This is a genomic window from Candidatus Nitrosotalea okcheonensis (assembly GCF_900177045.1).
Lineage (GTDB): Archaea > Thermoproteota > Nitrososphaeria > Nitrososphaerales > Nitrosopumilaceae > Nitrosotalea > Nitrosotalea okcheonensis.
In genome coordinates this window covers 1,843,939-1,860,160 of sequence record NZ_LT841358.1, presented here as the reverse complement: position 1 = coordinate 1,860,160, position 16,222 = coordinate 1,843,939, and the positions used below count along the sequence as shown (strand labels likewise).

General features: G+C 35.6%; 15 protein-coding genes and 1 pseudogene. 5 read left to right on the top strand and 11 right to left on the bottom strand.

What is annotated here, in order from left to right; genetic code table 11:
- Positions 1–241: 241 nt before the first annotated feature.
- The 5 genes and pseudogenes from BQ3481_RS10890 to BQ3481_RS10870 form a co-directional block, all read right to left on the bottom strand.
- On the bottom strand, positions 242–739 hold the full coding sequence (locus tag BQ3481_RS10890; protein WP_231911801.1) for a hypothetical protein: 498 nt from the start codon (positions 737–739) through the stop codon (positions 242–244).
- Entirely contained in the window at positions 729–2,651 is a 1,923-nt protein-coding gene (locus BQ3481_RS10885; protein ID WP_157928277.1) for a sodium:solute symporter family protein, read from the bottom strand. The genes BQ3481_RS10890 and BQ3481_RS10885 overlap by 11 nt, the downstream gene beginning before the upstream one ends.
- A gap of 103 nt (positions 2,652–2,754) precedes the next feature.
- Positions 2,755–2,910, bottom strand: a pseudogene (locus BQ3481_RS11990) (universal stress protein); the annotation flags it as partial.
- Positions 2,911–3,199: 289 nt separating this feature from the next.
- Entirely contained in the window at positions 3,200–3,529 is a 330-nt protein-coding gene (locus tag BQ3481_RS10875) for a P-II family nitrogen regulator (RefSeq protein WP_157928276.1), read from the bottom strand.
- Positions 3,530–3,762: 233 nt separating this feature from the next.
- Entirely contained in the window at positions 3,763–6,099 is a 2,337-nt protein-coding gene (locus BQ3481_RS10870) for a sodium:solute symporter family transporter (protein WP_157928275.1), read from the bottom strand.
- Between the two features lie 86 nt (positions 6,100–6,185).
- Between BQ3481_RS10870 and BQ3481_RS10865 the strand changes: the two genes are divergently transcribed.
- Positions 6,186–6,779 carry a histidine kinase gene (locus tag BQ3481_RS10865; RefSeq protein WP_157928274.1) on the top strand — a complete coding sequence of 198 codons (594 nt, stop codon included), beginning with the start codon at positions 6,186–6,188 and terminating at the stop codon, positions 6,777–6,779.
- Between the two features lies 1 nt (position 6,780).
- Here the strand turns inward: BQ3481_RS10865 and BQ3481_RS10860 are convergent, their stop codons facing one another.
- From BQ3481_RS10860 to BQ3481_RS10845, 4 genes are all read right to left on the bottom strand, one after another.
- Positions 6,781–7,668, bottom strand: coding sequence for a ParB/RepB/Spo0J family partition protein (locus tag BQ3481_RS10860; RefSeq protein ID WP_157928273.1), 888 nt, complete (start codon positions 7,666–7,668; stop codon positions 6,781–6,783).
- Positions 7,669–7,804: 136 nt separating this feature from the next.
- Positions 7,805–9,517 (bottom strand): urease subunit alpha, encoded by a 1,713-nt coding sequence (ureC, locus tag BQ3481_RS10855; protein WP_157928272.1) that lies wholly within the window; start codon positions 9,515–9,517, stop codon positions 7,805–7,807.
- Positions 9,518–9,880: an urease subunit beta gene (gene ureB / locus BQ3481_RS10850; RefSeq protein ID WP_157928271.1), complete on the bottom strand. Its 363-nt coding sequence runs from the start codon at positions 9,878–9,880 to the stop codon at positions 9,518–9,520.
- Between the two features lie 5 nt (positions 9,881–9,885).
- Positions 9,886–10,188 carry an urease subunit gamma gene (locus BQ3481_RS10845; protein ID WP_157928270.1) on the bottom strand — a complete coding sequence of 101 codons (303 nt, stop codon included), beginning with the start codon at positions 10,186–10,188 and terminating at the stop codon, positions 9,886–9,888.
- 101 nt (positions 10,189–10,289) lie between these two features.
- Between BQ3481_RS10845 and BQ3481_RS10840 the strand changes: the two genes are divergently transcribed.
- Genes BQ3481_RS10840 through BQ3481_RS10825 form a run of 4 tightly spaced genes read left to right on the top strand, consistent with a single transcriptional unit; the run spans position 10,290 to position 13,014 of the window.
- Positions 10,290–10,799: an urease accessory protein UreE gene (locus BQ3481_RS10840; RefSeq protein WP_157928269.1), complete on the top strand. Its 510-nt coding sequence runs from the start codon at positions 10,290–10,292 to the stop codon at positions 10,797–10,799.
- Between the two features lie 58 nt (positions 10,800–10,857).
- Positions 10,858–11,484, top strand: a complete 627-nt coding sequence (locus BQ3481_RS10835) for an urease accessory protein UreF (RefSeq protein ID WP_157928268.1) — start codon at positions 10,858–10,860, stop codon at positions 11,482–11,484.
- Positions 11,485–11,501: 17 nt separating this feature from the next.
- On the top strand, positions 11,502–12,152 hold the full coding sequence (gene ureG, locus BQ3481_RS10830) for an urease accessory protein UreG (RefSeq protein WP_157928267.1): 651 nt from the start codon (positions 11,502–11,504) through the stop codon (positions 12,150–12,152).
- On the top strand, positions 12,145–13,014 hold the full coding sequence (locus BQ3481_RS10825) for an urease accessory protein UreD (RefSeq protein ID WP_157928266.1): 870 nt from the start codon (positions 12,145–12,147) through the stop codon (positions 13,012–13,014). The genes ureG and BQ3481_RS10825 overlap by 8 nt, the downstream gene beginning before the upstream one ends.
- Before the next feature lie 220 nt (positions 13,015–13,234).
- Here the strand turns inward: BQ3481_RS10825 and glnA are convergent, their stop codons facing one another.
- Both glnA and BQ3481_RS10815 read right to left on the bottom strand, forming a co-directional pair.
- Positions 13,235–14,674: a type I glutamate--ammonia ligase gene (glnA, locus tag BQ3481_RS10820; RefSeq protein ID WP_157928265.1), complete on the bottom strand. Its 1,440-nt coding sequence runs from the start codon at positions 14,672–14,674 to the stop codon at positions 13,235–13,237.
- A gap of 18 nt (positions 14,675–14,692) precedes the next feature.
- Positions 14,693–16,093: a KamA family radical SAM protein gene (locus tag BQ3481_RS10815; RefSeq protein WP_157928264.1), complete on the bottom strand. Its 1,401-nt coding sequence runs from the start codon at positions 16,091–16,093 to the stop codon at positions 14,693–14,695.
- Positions 16,094–16,222 lie beyond the last annotated feature (129 nt).

Sequence of the window (16,222 nt, the reverse complement as noted above, 5' to 3'; positions counted from 1 at the left end):
ATTGCATATAATCATCTAGCAGGATTTCTCAGTAAGATTCGTGAGTAAAGTATTAATGCAAAAATTTTGTCTGTAAGACCCTCTCTGCTAATTAATTCCATTCGCTCATAATGTAGAATGTTGTTGTTCCTTGTAGAATGATTTTGATGGAAAAAGATCAATGATAGTATTTCTAATGATACCACGTGTTAATTGCTCAAGCTACGATAGTGTTTGACTAGTTATTTTTCGTATCACTCTATTATGCATGTATTTTTTTTCCATAAAGCACTCTCCGTGAATACAGTGTCTTTCTAAAAACAATAAATCCAGTAGCAGTTGTCATTGAACCAAAAATGATACTAAGTAGATTACCACCCGCTTGTGACGTGTTTACAAAGGTAAATACCAAGCCTGCTAGCATTAAAGCCAATCCAAAAATGCCCCAGATCATGTTTACTTTGGGCAATTTTTGGGTCATGGAAGAATTGGAATTAGAAATTGATTTATCATTAGCAACCACGTCATAACAAAACTTGCAGAATTTTTCTCCTTGTACCTTGGATTGAAGAAAATAAAATTCACTTTTGCATAGAGTACATTGTTGTTTTTCTAAATTAGTGGTTCCAGTATGTGATTTGTCAATATTTTCACCAATCTTTTTCATACAAGATTTACAAAAAAGACCTTGAATTCTCCACATTCCTCGAAACTTGTATTTTGTAAATCCAAGTTGTATTCCACAACCATTACACATCATCAGATTGTTCCCCCCTTTTTCTTTCATCTATAATTTTTACATTTGTTTTTCCTGCCATACCTAGAAGTACTCTAGTAATACCTCCTCTTCCTTCTATTATCGGAAGTAAGATTATAGATCCTGAAGCAAATGCTGCCCATACAACTGCAATTCCCACCCAAAACTCATAGAATCCCAAATCAAAGACATAACCAGAAAAATACATCGGCATAGGCCAACCAACAACTAGAATAAGTGTGAGTGCGATTCCAGACTTCACACTAAACTTGGATGCTTTTTCAAGGATTACTGGATCTGTATCCTTTGGATCAGTATATTGTACCTCCCTTTCATCTACAAGTGTGATTTCTTCCCGCATTCTCTTCCAGTCAAAGTTTGCAGGCGTTACTACACTTCCAATCCATACAATAAATCCACCAACTAGTATTGCAGCGATGTTTCCAAATAACATTGGAAAATCTTTGCCAGTACTATCAAGCGAAATATTACCATACATGAACATTGCAGTTCCAAACCACGCAATCAATCCAGCAAATAGACCTATTATGGCACCTGCGATAGCAGCATTCTTGTTTGTCTTTTTCCACAAAATTGTTAATGCAATAGGTACCACTGCGGATCCAATTATCACACCCATTGCCAAATAGACATATCCTAAGCTCAAGCCAGCTTTTAATAATATGATAGCTAATGCACCCATGCCTACGCCAAATATTCCGATTGTCCAGTGTGAAACCCTGAGTAATTGTTTTCCCGTAGCCTCCGGATTTTTGTAAGTTCTATAGATATCATATGTAATCAAAGATGAGACAGCTACAAGTTCTCCTGAACCTGCAGATGTTACTGCCATGAATAACATAGTCAAGATCAGTATAGCACCTGCTGGCCCAAGCAAGGCAGCTGCTGCAGAGGGAGCAACCAAACCAAGATTTACTTGTTGAGGTGTAAGATCTACATTCATAGCAACAGCAGCCAACCCAAGTGTTGTTGCAAGGGTAAATGGAATTGCAAACCAGGCCATTCCTCCAAGTAAATATCCTTTTACAGCAGAGCTTGGCTTTGCTGCAATAGCTCTTTGCCAATAGGCTTGATCCACAAAGACAGTACCAAAGTTACCGACTATGTTGATTATTCCAAAGATTAATCCACCAAGTGAAACCATTGTTAGATAGGCTCCAGCTGCATTACCGTCAACCGGATGTAAATGTGCAGCAGCTGTGAGTTTGTCATACATTCCGGGAACTCCTCCGGTCATGCCGCTGGTAAAGTATACAGTAGTTACAAAGATCAGAAGTACAATAAAGATAATTGTAGTATGAAGATAATCTGCAATAAAAGTAGCACGTAAACCACCTGCCAGAGTGTATATTATCACTCCTATAGGAATTAGAAATGCTGCCAGTGAAATGTCCATACCAGTGAGTCCGTTAATCACAGCTGCACCACCAAGAAGTAACATTGCAGTTACTATCATGTTTGTCATCAAGGCAAAAGTAAGAAAGACTTTGTGACCACCATTACCATATCTCGCTCTAATTATTTCCAAGAAGGTATGGGCATGAGGAGCCTTTCGCTTGGTTTCTATTGCAAGCATTGCAAAAAGTAATACTTGAATAGTTGCACCAGACGCATACCAAAAAGGTCCACTGATGCCAAACTTGTATGCTACTGAAGATGACTGGAGTAGTGTAGCAGCCCAAGTCCATGCCGATACAATTGCAGCAGCTGTCAGACCTGTCTTTATTGTTCTTCCAGCAGTGGCAAAAAATTCAGATGTGATTTTCTCTCCCAGATATTTTTTTTCTGCTTTTATCAGAAAAGAAACAAGTACTGCGAAGAATAGACCAAACCCCAGCACTATAATCCATCCAACTTGTTCTGGCAACACAGTGGATTCGATTAAACCTGCCACGAATTGGTATTAGTCAAGTATTTCATATGATTTTCAAGATTTTAATTTATTTATTAAGACAGTCATTGTGACCAAGTTTTTTGTCGACATCGGCAGAATTATTTTAGAGTACCGGTTTTGACGTCAGATTTAGGACCTTTTGACCCACATGTCCCATCTCACGGTATGTATTTCCAAGTCCTTTGAGACCCATTACTATTATGTCGGCTTCTGTTTTTTCGGCAATTTCATGTATTTTGGATGCAGGATCTCCAACTTTGACAAATCTTTGATACTTGTCTTATCATTTTATTTTTATAATTTTATAATACATAGAAAATTCAATTGTGAAATTATTTTTTCAATTCTCGAATAGATTTTAAAATTATAATGATTAAAGATGAATGTAAAATGAGCAGTATAATCTTGTAAGAAGAATTATTCAGAAATTTGATTGCCAGTAATTTTTTATTTACTTTGACGATATGTGAGTTATCAAAAATTGTTTGATCATGAAACCATAATGAAAATAACGTTTCAATTAGGCTTTAATATATAAAAGAGGTCGGCTAAAGCGCTTCCTCATTTTTTTTATTTTTGTGAATATCTATTAAAATCTCCACATTGGTAACAATTATCTTTCCTGCACTTGCACTTTCTATTAGAGATTTAATTATACTCTCAACATCACTGTCTTTTGCTAGAATCATAATGGTGAAAGTTTCAGTGAATGTAGGAATAAAGAATCCAGCAGGTCCACCTAACTGCATTGGTTCCGGTGTAAGTTCACCACGACCCTTTGTGTTAAAGATTGTCATACCAGTAATGCCAGCGTGTTTTAATGCGATATTCACAACATGCAGATTTTTTTCGGGAATTATGGCATCAATTCTCTTCACAACATAAGAAGATGTAAAATTCTATTTAAGTAGTTATTAGATTATTGTCTAGGATATTTCCATATGTTATGATCTGCTAGAAGATATTCAGAGATGTTTATTTTACTAGAATTGAAAGTGTTGGAATTATGAAATCTAATTCCATAGGAACTTCTAATTCAAGTTTTATCTCATGGTATTACATATCATTGTATTTTTGCATCTCGTCAAGTTTTTTGTCGACATCGGCAGAATTATTTTAGAAAGAGCACAGGTTTTGACGTCAGATTTAAGACCTTTTGACCCACATGTCCCATCTCATGGTATGTATTTCCAAGTCCTTTGAGACCCATTACTATTATGTCGGTTTCTGTTTTTTCGGCAATTTCATGTATTTTAGATGCAGGATCTCCAACTTTGACAAATCTTTGATACTTGTCTTCATGTTTGGCCAAAAGTATACCACGCAACATCTGCTTTCCCTCTATCTCCATTTTATTCATGATGACAGAATCCAAAATCTCGTCAGTTTCTTCCCACTCGATTACATACACAATGAAAATTTTCGAGTTGAGATTCCCAAAATAATTTTCTACATAACGCAGGGCTCTAATTGACATGCTTGATCCATCAACTGCCACAAGAATTTTTTTATATTCATCCAGATTTGTTAAATCACCAGAATGTTTGTTGTCTGATTTTTTATTATTTTGTTCATCAAAATACCTGGTTTCATAAAGAAATCTATTTGAAATAGAAAGAATGATTCTTTTTACAAAACTTTTTGCCTCAAAAATAGGCATACCTATTATAACTACTGTAGAAACAGAAACCCAGACTATACCAGCTATTATCCATATTCTATATGACATTTCAGAAAAGACATATCCTGAAACATAAAGTGGGATCGGAATAACTACAATCAATACGATTGAAAGAACAATACTGTACCTATAGGTAAATTTGGCAGCATTTTTTAGAAAATTCTCATCATTGTCACGTTCAATTATAGCCCGTATTCGCTCATCGACTACTATAATTTTTTGTTTCATAATCTTGAAATTGAAATTAGATGGGTTAATTAGACTCCCAAGAAAAACAATCAGCCCTCCAGAGGATATTGAAATAACATTTCCTAAAAGCAGTGGTATGTTTTGGGAAGTTGAAGATAGAGATACTTGTCCAAATAAGACATATGCTGAATATAACCACATACTGACTCCTAGAAACAATCCAATTATTGCACCTGACGATGCAGCAATTTTGTTAGTCTTTTTCCAAGTTAGAGTTAAGGCGATAGGTATGACTGCTGAACCTATGATTATTCCCATTGTAAGATAGACAAATTGTAGGCTAACCCCAAATTGTATGATCGATATTCCCAACAATCCCATTCCACAACCAAAAAATAGAATCACCATTCTAGAAATTTTTACAAGTTGTCTGCCGCTTGCAGACGGATTTAGATAAGTCCGATATACATCATAGGTAAAAAGCGAGGAGACTGCAGTCAATTCGGCAGAGCCTGCAGATGTTACCGCAGTAAATATTATTGTCAAAAGTAAAATTGCGCCAATATTACCAAGCAGACTCGATGCTACAGATGGGGCTATCAAACCCATGCTTATCTGATCTGCAGAAAACGTCATTCCCATAGCTATTGCTGCAAGACCGAGTGTTGTTGCAAGAGTAAACGGAATAGAAAACCACGCTAAACCACCAATAAGAAAGCCCTTCACAGCAGACTTTGGTCTAGCAGCAATAGCTCGTTGATAGTAGGATTGGTTCACAAATACTGTTCCAAAGTTTCCTACAATGTTTATTATTCCAAAGAGTAGTGCTCCTGATGAGGCAAGTGTGAGGTAGGAACCTCCACTATTTTCAGCAACAGGTTTGATTACTGCTGAATGGACTATCTTTTCATACATTCCAGAAATACCCCCTATATTGCCATTGACGAAATATACAGTTGTAACAAAAATCAAGATAACAATGAAAATTAGGGTTGAGTTAAAATATTCTGCAATAAAAGTTGCCCTAAGACCTCCAAAAAATGTATAGATGACAACCCCTACAGGTATCAGAAAAGCTGCAGCGTATATGTTGATACCTGTTAATGAATTTAAAACCGCCGCACCTCCAATTACAAGCATTGCAGTAATTATGCTATTTGTCAAAAATCCAAAAAAGAGAAATATCTTGTGAGCAGTTGAGCCAAATCTGGCGTTTATAATTTCTGTAAACGTATGCGCTGTAGCAGATTTTCTTTTTAATTCGATTGCAAGAATGGCAAAAAGAACAATCTGTATGCTTGCACCTGCTGCATACCAATAGGAACCACCTAGGCCATATTGATATGTTACACTAGATGATTGAAGAAAAGTAGCAGCCCAGGTCCATGCAGACACTACGGATGATGCCAAAATTCCAGTCTTTACACTTCTACCCGCAGTGTTGAACCATTCGAATGTTTTTCTTATCTTATTCCATCTTGTTTCAATCTTGACTATCAGAGTGACTAGAATAGCCATCATCGAACCAAATCCAAGAAGAATTACATACCCTACATTCTCAGAAAGAATGGAATTCATTGGATAGTTAGGTTTGTCCAAGTATTTATCTATGAAAAATATTGTAAAAATTAGTCTGCTTGTTGAATATTTTTGAAAAATATTAAATGGACAATATCTTTGCAAAACCTATAACTGATAGATTAGTGATAATCCACCTGTTGATTGACACCATAGATGAAGTGATACTTTCTTCTCTGAGTAAAAACGCCAAAAATGACACTAGAGAAATATTGGAAAATTTGATGGATAGTGGTTATAATTTAACCGAGTCAGAGATAGAATCAAGAATTACCAATCTTGAAGATTCAGGTGTAATTACAGGGTATACAATATCAGTGGATCTTAAAAAAATACCTCGACGTACTATACGAGTATCACTTGTTACTTTTAGAACCTCACAACATCTACCAAAGAGACTAGAAGGTTTGAGAAAATATTTGGCAGATGCACCATTTGTGATTTTTTCTGGAAAAACAAGAGGAGGATATGATTGGATTACCATACAGAGCTTTTTCAATGAAGAGATGGCAGATGATGAAAGCGACATATATCGTAATTTGTTTGGAGACATAATCCAATCATATGAAATATACGATTTCGTTCCAATGAAGGAGCCTTCCCACCAAGCCCTAACACATACAAAAAGAGAATATAAGAAATTTCTTGATGAATGGATTCCACCTTTTCTTGGAAAATAATTTATTTAATTTTATAATTTAATTCGGATTTTTTAAAATGAATGATTTCATCAATCATGGAGTGTATACGCAATCGCATATCCATCAAAAGTTCTTTTGTTCTTTCCTTGTTTTCAATATCTTGTATCTTATCGACCTCAGATATTATTTGATCAACCCTAGCAAGAGTTATTTTAAATGTAATAGATATTTTTTGTGCCAACTTTATTGAAGGAGGAGGCATATCTCGTTTATTTACAGAGTTGAGATATGATGAATCATTCTCTTTTGGGTGTGAACGAATGTTTGATTTTAGTTGACGGATTTCTTTGATTGTGAGATTATCTCGTATTACTTCTTTTATGACTCCTACTTGATCATCAAAATCAAGCGTAGAGAGTTCTATTGCATGACTTGTGCTTATTTTGTTTTGAACAAGTTCTATTTTTACATTTTCCGGTAGTTTTAGTAATTGCATCCTATGTGATACATATTCAATACTTTTTCCAATTTTCTTTGAGAGTTCTGTTACACCACCCCATCCAAATTCATCTACATATTTTCTAAAAGCCTCTGCTTCTTCTAACGGAGACATAGATTGTCTCTGCAGATTTTCTATGAGTTGGATTTCGTATGCTTGTTTATCGGAAATTTCACGTATCGTACAGGAGATAAACCTACTTCTAAGATGTCTGCAAGCTTGCAATCTTCTGTGACCTGCTACAACCTCAAATCCATGATCTAGCGGCCGTATCAGTATAGGTTGCAATAGGCCATGCTCTCTTATGCTCCTTGCCAAAGACTCTATTTCTGGTCTTTTTTGGTCAAATTCACCACGAACTAAAAATTTTGAAGGTCGAATCATTTTAAGGTCTATTTTCTCGACAACGCTTGTGTCTAAAAATTCCACGCGCTAGAAGCGCAAATCCAATACTTATGTTTTATTAGTTTATTTTTTAGATTTTATGATATACGGAAAACCTAATCATATATTATTTTCACAATTCATGATGAGATCTAAAAATTGTAATGAATGAAATATGAATCTAAAATAGGTTGTACAGCCTTGCAAGTGGGACCTTTTCAGAGGCTTGTGTTGTTGCCAATTTTCCGTTTACTTTAACTACATACGTCTCTGGATCTATCTCAATTTTGGGAGTGAGATCATTATACAGCATGTCTTTTTTACTTATTTTTCGGCATCTCCCAACTGGCAATAATTTTTTTTGCAAATTCAACTTTTCAGATATTTTATTTTGCATAGCTAATTGCGATGTAAAAGTAAATGAAGTTGCGTACTTGGCTCTTCCAAGTGCACCAAACATAGGACGATAGTAAACTGGCTCTGGTGTTGGAATTGATGCGTTTGGATCGCCCATTAAGGAATATGCTATAAACCCACCTTTGATGATCATTTTTGGTTTTATTCCAAAAAAGGCTGGTGTCCATATTACAATATCGGCAATTTTGCCATTTTGTAATGAACCCACATGATCAGAAATTCCGTGTGTTATTGCGGGATTTATTGTGAGTTTTGAGAGATATCGCTTTACTCTAAAATTATCATTGTCTCCACTTTCTTCTTTCAGTCTGCCTACCATTTTTTTCATTTTATCTGCAGTTTGCCACAATCTTGTTGTAACTTCTCCTACCCTACCCATTGCTTGTGAGTCTGAGGAAAACATACTCAATGCTCCAATATCGTGAAGTACATCTTCTGCTGCAATCGTTTCACTTCTTATCCTTGATTCAGCAAATGCAACATCTTCCGGAATTGATGGGTTTAGATGATGACATACCATCATCATATCTAGATGCTCTTCAATTGTATTTACAGTAAATGGTCTGGTCGGATTAGTTGATGATGGAAGTATATTTTTCTCTGAGGCAATTTTCATTATGTCTGGGGCATGACCTCCTCCTGCACCCTCTGTATGATATGTATGAATCGTTCTCCCAGAAATTGCTTCAATGGTATCATCAACAAAGCCACATTCGTTTAGCGTATCCGAATGTATTGCAACTTGGGTATCAGTCTTATCCGCCACCTTTAATGCCGAATCTATAGTAGCTGGAGTAGACCCCCAGTCTTCATGTAACTTTAACCCACATGCTCCAGATTCGATTTGTTCCATTAATGCAGGCTCCAGAGCATCATTTCCTTTTCCAAGAAAGCCAAAGTTTAATGGAAGATCTTCTATAGCCTGCAACATCATTCCCAGATTCCAAGGCCCAGGGGTACAAGTAGTAGCATTTGTACCATCTGCAGGTCCTGTTCCTCCCCCTATCATTGTAGTTGTGCCACTACAAATTGCTTCGATCGCCTGTTGTGGGGAAATAAAATGAATGTGTGTATCTATAGCACCGGGAGTACAAATTGTATGTTCTCCTGCAATAATTTCGGTACCCGAGGAAATTATCATATTTATCCCGTCCATTATGTTTGGGTTTCCGGCTTTTCCTATTGCAGCAATACGTCCGTCCTTAATCCCAATGTCAGCTTTGATTATGCCTAAAATTGGATCCATTATTATCGCGTTTGTAATTACAAGATCAACTGAATCTTTTCTAGTTACTCCACTTGCTTGTCCCATTCCATCACGTACACTTTTTCCTCCACCAAAGACTATTTCATCCCCATAGATTATCAGATCTTTTTCAATCTCAACAATCAGATCAGTGTCCCCAAGTCTTACTTTGTCGCCAACTGTAGGACCATACAAATCAACATATTGTTTTCTTGGAATTGTAAGAGGCATCTAGGCTCCTTTGAATCCTTTTAATTTTGCTTTTTCTAAAGACATTGTTTTATTTTTCTGCAACTCTCCGTTGACAAGACCATTAAAACCGTAAACAATCTTCTTGCCCCCATACTCGACCAGTTCTACCACCTTTGTCTCACCTGGTTCGAATCTAACAGACAATCCAGATGGGACGTTAAGATGAAAACCATAGGCTTTTTCTCTTTGAAATAAAAGAAATTTGTTTACTTCAAAAAAGTGAGTATGTGATCCTACCTGAATTGGACGGTCTCCAGTATTGCTTACCTTAAGATTAACAATTTTCCTTCCCACATTAGCAATTATTGGTTCTTTAGAAATGAGATATTCTCCGGGTTTCATTACAATCACACTATAGGATCATGTACCGTCACAAGTTTTGTTCCATCTTCAAACGTTGCCTCTACTTGAACTGATTTTATCATATCACTTACTCCTGGTAGAACATCCATATTTGACAAGACCTTTCTGCCAGACTGCATAAGTTGAGAAACAGATTTTCCTTCTCTTGCTCCTTCAACAATGTGATCAGATATTATAGCAATTGCTTCCGGATAATTCAGTTTCAATCCCTTTGCCATTCTTTTTCTTGCAAGCTCTGCAATCATAAAAATATACAATTTATCAAAATCTTTAGGAGTAAGCATCATCAGTATTCTTAGTTGATCAAGCTATTTATAATTGACTTGTGATTACAATGCCAAAAAAAGATAAGTAACACATTTCAATTACATCATTATGGTATCATTTCATGCTTTTGATAAATTCCATTGTTGGAAATATTTTCCAAGATCCTTTTTTGAGAGATAAATTCAAAAAGTTATCTACAGAAAAATGTGAAAGAATAAAAATTTCGAGAATCGAACTTGAAAAAAATAGATTTCGTAGAAATACCGATAAAGGAACTGATGTTGGAATTGCTCTCGAGTCAGATAAAAAATTACATAATGGTGATGTGTTGTTAGATGAAATAGACAAATTTATCATAGTGGAACAAATGCCTGAGAAAGTAATTTCGATTAATATTAGAGGAGATTTAAACATGGTAAAAAAAATTATGCCAGTAGTTGGCCATATAATTGGAAATAGACATAGACCAATCCAGATTGATGATGAGGGAGTTATTTACTTTCCAGTTATGGCAGAGTCTGAAATAGAGACCTTTAGTCACCTTTTTGGAAACCTTGTTAATCATATGGATATCAACATACAGGAAAGAATTTTTGAACCAGAAGATAGTCTTAACGTCCATGAACATTAATTCAGAATTTCATATAATGCAGTTATCTGACTCTTTTTTTCCATCTGGAATGTTTGGTATGTCATGGGGTTTAGAATCTCTTGTCAGATCGGGCCATATAAAAAAAGAAGAAAATGTTTTGAAATTCATTGAAAATCAGATTTATTTTCAGCTTGCTCCCTGTGATTGTCCATTTTTATTGCATGTCATAAAGGCTGTAAAACAAAACGATCTTCAGAAAATAATAGAATTGGATGATAAATATTATTCCCTTAAATTGATAAAAGAAGTAAGTATAGCATCAACTAGATCTGGTCATCAAATTCTTTATTGTGGATCAGATATGGTTGGTAACAAAAATTTGTTAATGCGTAAATTCCTAAAAAAGATTCAAGCCAAGAAATCTCATGGGACGTATCCAGTATGTTTTGGAATAGTGACAGCATCTTTAGGAATATCCGGTACAAGTTCAGTCAGGATGATGATCTATTCATACAGTACCAGCGTTGTAGCAGCAGCAGTAAGACTTGGAATAATTGAACATTTTGCTGGCCAGAGAATTTTGATGCGTGTGTCAGAGTATGCAAATCACATCATCAAATCCATTAAGAAGAAGTCCATAGAGAATATTTGGCAGTTGACTCCAATGACAGATATTTTTCAGATGATGCATGAACATAGCGATAATAGAATGTTTATTACTTGATTTTTGGCTAATTTGATATGAAGACAAAATCAATTCCTAAGCTTGGCATAGGAGGTCCAGTAGGTTCTGGAAAGACTCGCCTCATAGAAAAGCTAGTCCCAATTTTATATGGTAGAGGTTATCGTTGTTGCATAATTTCCAATGATGTTATTTCAAAGGAAGATGCAGAAAGGATGAGAAGAACACTTTCAACTGAAACCAATCTGATGCCTGAGGAACTCATAATAGGATTAGCAACAGGAGGTTGTCCTCATACTGCAATCCGAGAGGATCCATCAATGAATTTAGCAGTTGTCAATGAAATCCAAGAGAAAGATTCGTCTCTTGACTTGATAATAATAGAAAGTGGCGGGGATAATATCATGACTACTTTCAGTCCAGCTTTAGCAGATTATTTTATTTATATCATAGATGTCTCAGGTGGAGACAAGTATCCAAGGAAGGGAGGATTAGGAATAGAAAGTTGTGATCTTCTAGTAATAAACAAGATAGACTTGGCACCATATGTAGGAGCAAACCTTGCTGTCATGCAATCTGACGCAGAGCGAATAAGACCCAATAAACCATATCAATTTGTAAATTGCAGCACGGGTCAAGGAGTAGACCTTATAGCAGACCGCATAATCAATGATTTATTATTTGAGAAAAAGAAAAAAAAGAGTGACTGAAATAAAATATTCGGTCTCAAGACTCTTTCCTGTTCACAAAAAATATCCTACACCTAGCACATATGGATTTATAGGAATCTTCCTTGATACAAATGAGCATTCAAGGACCATAATACGAGATCTTAGAACAAAGGCACCAATGTTAGTTCAACGAGCCATTTATCCTGACACACAATTTCCACAAATGGCATACATATACTTGATGTCATCATCCGGAGGGATTTTGGAAGGAGATACTTTAGAGACTAGAATTATAGCAGGAAAAAATACTGTATCCCATATAACAAATCAAGCTGCGACTAAAATATACAAATGCACAGGAAAACTTTCTAAACAACTTGTAGATATCCACATTGAAAATAATTCTTACTTGGAGTTTATACCAAATCAAATAATACCTTTTAGATCATCAAGATTCTATCAGGAGACTAGATTAAAAGTTGAAGAAGGTTCAACTCTGATCTACAGTGAAATAATTTCAGCTGGGAGAATAGCTTCAGATGAAAAATTTCAGTTTCAAGTATGTGGGTTACGAATAAATGTTTATGATAATAATGATAGAATTCTTTTTTCGGATTTTATGAATCTAGAACCTACTGCTAATTTTAGCGGCACAGAATTCATCTTTGGAAATAAAACAATCTATTCCATAGTCTATTTGATTACCTCGCCAGAGAGATCAAGAAAGATAGAATTAGAATTTGATAGAATAGTGAGAAAGGGTAAACTATATGTAAGTTGGTCTACCCTTCCCAACCAAGCAGGATTAATTGTAAAAATGCTATCAGATTCAATAGATGACATCAAGGATGTCATACATTCGATCACTGATTCCTCAAGGCAGATAATCTTACAAAAATAATCCTATCAACTATAGAGAATTAAGAATGAATTGTCAGCTATGCAAGAAAGAGTCAATCAAATTTTATTGGATGTCAGATCACATGGCCCCATTTTATCATTCCATCTACTAATCATATTCAAGAACAAAATACAGTAAAGATTTTTTGATTTAAGTTTTAGGTTCAAATTCAGATGTTAGTGATTTAGATTCCCTTGAGGGGTTTGTTTCAAATGCCTAGTTACACATCGCTATACATTGCAATTTCCCATGGAGTTGGAGTTTGTGCAAAGGCATCATGCTCTAAATATTTCATCGATATGTAAGTGTCAAGAAAATCCTTGGTGAATACATGCTCCAGGAACTTTTGGTCACTTTTTAGGGATTCCAAGGCATCCTTTAGTGTACTTGGAAGTGATCTTATTTTGTAATTTCTTTTTTGTTCTGAGGTAAGCCTATAGACATTTTCCTCAACAGGATCACCTGGATCTTTTTTATTTTTTATTCCGTCAAGACCTGCCAAGAGCAAGGCAGCTTCAAGAAGATATATGTTTGCAGTAGGATCTGGAACCCGATATTCTACTCTTTTATTTTTTTCGTTTCCTCTTGAATAAATTGGTATTCTGACTGCAGATGATCTGTTCCCTATTCCCCAGCATACATTTACCGGTGCTTCAAAATCAGGTACTAGTCTTTTGTATGAATTAGTCGTAGGATTTGATATCGCACATAGTGCATCTGCGTGATCAAGTAAACCTCCGATATAATATCGGCCCAATTGACTAATCTCAGCTACTTTATCATTTGGATCATACATCATATTATTTTCTTTATTCCAGATACTTTGATGCATATGCATTGCTGATGCGTTGTCACCATAGATCGGTTTTGGCATAAATGTCGCAACCTTTCCATTTTTCTTGGATTTTACCTTTACCAGATTTTTTGCAGTAACAACATTATCTGCTGCAATAATTGTCTCACCATGTAAAAGATTTATCTCGCATTGACCAGAAGTAGCAACTTCGTGATGCTGTGCTTCTACCTTTATCTGAAAATACTTGTACAAATCATCGCAGATATCTTTTCTTATAGATTCAAGCGTATCCTTTGGTTGTGCAGGATAATATCCACCTTTTAGATCTATTCTACCTGCATTTCTAGTCCATGGGGCTTCACTGGATTCTATTGAATATCCAGAACCACCATATGATTGGATAGCACCGATGGATGATGGGAATAAATTAATTTTATCAAATATGAAAAACTCAAGTTCAGGTCCCCATACTGCCTTTGTTAATCCAAAATTTTTTAATTCATTTGTTGCTTTTGTAGCTATTACTCTGGAATCTCGATTATATCGTTGATGAGCGGAATCCGAAATCTCGCAAAGTTCAACAAAGACTCGGGCGTTTTTTCTTTTATTGTCATCATAATCGGGCGGCAATATTCTAAAAGTTGTCACATCAGGAAGAAGTATCATGTCTGATCTATTGACTGATTTGAATCCGCGAATAGAACTTGCATCTAGTTTTTCAAGACCGTTTTTGAAATGATCCTCAGTAAGTGAATAAGATGGTATTCCTACACTGTGAAGTTCTCCAAAAATATCCACAAACCAAAAATCTACAAAATCAACTTGTTGTTCTTGTATTTTCTCAATTATGTTAATTTCTGACATGTTCTTTATTGAAAATTGTTATGGAGGTCCGCCATGGACTGTGCTGTCATCGCTCCCAGAACTTTTCATATCTTTAGATAATATCTTCTCCAACCCATCTTCGAAAAAGAATTTCTTATCAGAGAATGGTTTTAGATCATCAATCCAAATTGCTTTTTTATCATACTTTGCAAGAAATGGTATCTGAACCCATTTTGGATCTCTTCCCTGTAGAAATCTCATAACAATAGCTTTGAGTTTGCCTACATTGGTAACCCCTAAAACTTGGATCTTGCCGGGGGTGGAAGACATGCTTGGCCCTCTAACTGTCCTGCACAATCCACCTACTTGTTGATATGCATCTCGAAATATTTCCTGTGCTCGTATTAGTGGAACACCAAAGTAATGTTGTGCTCCGGTATCCCTTACGACAAACATGTAGTATGGAATCAATCCTAAAGATACTTGTTTTTTCCACATTTCTGCCCAAAGATTAGGATCATCGTTGATATGCTTTAGAACTGGGGATTGAGTCCTAATCTGTGCACCTGTTCCACGAACAGCACGAATTGCAGCCTTGACAGCATCTGTAGAAAGTTCTACCGGATGATTAAAGTGAGCCATGAACGAAAGATGTATTCCTCTTCTAGTCACCCTGTTGAACAAATCAAGTGTTTCCTGTGAATCGTCATCTGATGTGAATTTGTAAGGCCAATAAGCTAGTGCTTTTGAGCCTATGCGAATAGTCTGTAGATTTGGCAGATCTGCATCAAGTATGGAATCAATGTACCGTGAAAGCAATTTTGCTTTCATGATCATGGGATCTCCTCCAGTAAAGAGAATATCTGTGATTTCTGGATGTTCTTTCAAGTATTGTATTAAAGAGCTCGTCTCACGCATGGCAAATTTGAGATCTTCCATGCCAACAAATTGTGGCCATCTGAAACAAAAACTACAGTAGGCGTGGCATGTTTGTCCTTGGCTTGGAAAAAAAAGAACAGTTTCTTTGTACTTGTGTTGCATTCCATAAAGTTTGGTTCCGTCTCTTAATTGTGGAACGTTATGTTCCATCTGACCTGCAGGATGGGGATTTAATTGTAATCGTATTTCGTTAGCAATTCTTTGAATCTCTTTTTTCTCTAGACCTTTTTTTAAGGCATTTTCCATCTTGCGATAGTGTTTTGGTTTTAGCATGTCTCTTTGTGGAAAATTTAGAGCAAAGATTGGGTCATTTGGCACATTTTTCCAGTCTATGAGTTGTTCTACTACATAATTATTGGTTTTAAAAGGTAGGACGTTTCCTACAACCTCAATCTCGAATTGTTTTTCCTGTGATAATTTTTTTATTTGTAGAATATCGCGAAAATTCGTTAGTGTATATGTTTTGAATAACGGAGAACTAAATCTGCCCCAGGAATCATCAAATTGCTGTAAAACCATATTTCATGATATCGTTTATCATATTTATTTCGTTCGCAAAAATTTTTTCATGATTATTATTTTTATTGGAAAAGACTTAACAATGATGAAAACAAAAAAATAAAATGAAAATTGTACTAGTTTTTTGTA

What these genes read in the sequence shown, in the direction of transcription:
- BQ3481_RS10890 (WP_231911801.1), bottom strand. Translation starts at nt 739, where the DNA reads ATGATGTGTAATGGTTGTGGAATACAACTTGGATTTACAAAATACAAG.
- BQ3481_RS10870 (WP_157928275.1), bottom strand. Translation starts at nt 6,099, where the DNA reads ATGAATTCCATTCTTTCTGAGAATGTAGGGTATGTAATTCTTCTTGGA.
- ureG (WP_157928267.1), top strand. Translation starts at nt 11,502, where the DNA reads ATGAAGACAAAATCAATTCCTAAGCTTGGCATAGGAGGTCCAGTAGGT.
- glnA (WP_157928265.1), bottom strand. Translation starts at nt 14,674, where the DNA reads ATGTCAGAAATTAACATAATTGAGAAAATACAAGAACAACAAGTTGAT.
- BQ3481_RS10815 (WP_157928264.1), bottom strand. Translation starts at nt 16,093, where the DNA reads ATGGTTTTACAGCAATTTGATGATTCCTGGGGCAGATTTAGTTCTCCG.
- ureB (WP_157928271.1), bottom strand. Translation starts at nt 9,880, where the DNA reads ATGAAACCCGGAGAATATCTCATTTCTAAAGAACCAATAATTGCTAAT.
- BQ3481_RS10845 (WP_157928270.1), bottom strand. Translation starts at nt 10,188, where the DNA reads ATGATGCTTACTCCTAAAGATTTTGATAAATTGTATATTTTTATGATT.
- BQ3481_RS10835 (WP_157928268.1), top strand. Translation starts at nt 10,858, where the DNA reads ATGTCATGGGGTTTAGAATCTCTTGTCAGATCGGGCCATATAAAAAAA.
- ureC (WP_157928272.1), bottom strand. Translation starts at nt 9,517, where the DNA reads ATGCCTCTTACAATTCCAAGAAAACAATATGTTGATTTGTATGGTCCT.
- BQ3481_RS10865 (WP_157928274.1), top strand. Translation starts at nt 6,186, where the DNA reads ATGGACAATATCTTTGCAAAACCTATAACTGATAGATTAGTGATAATC.
- BQ3481_RS10840 (WP_157928269.1), top strand. Translation starts at nt 10,290, where the DNA reads ATGCTTTTGATAAATTCCATTGTTGGAAATATTTTCCAAGATCCTTTT.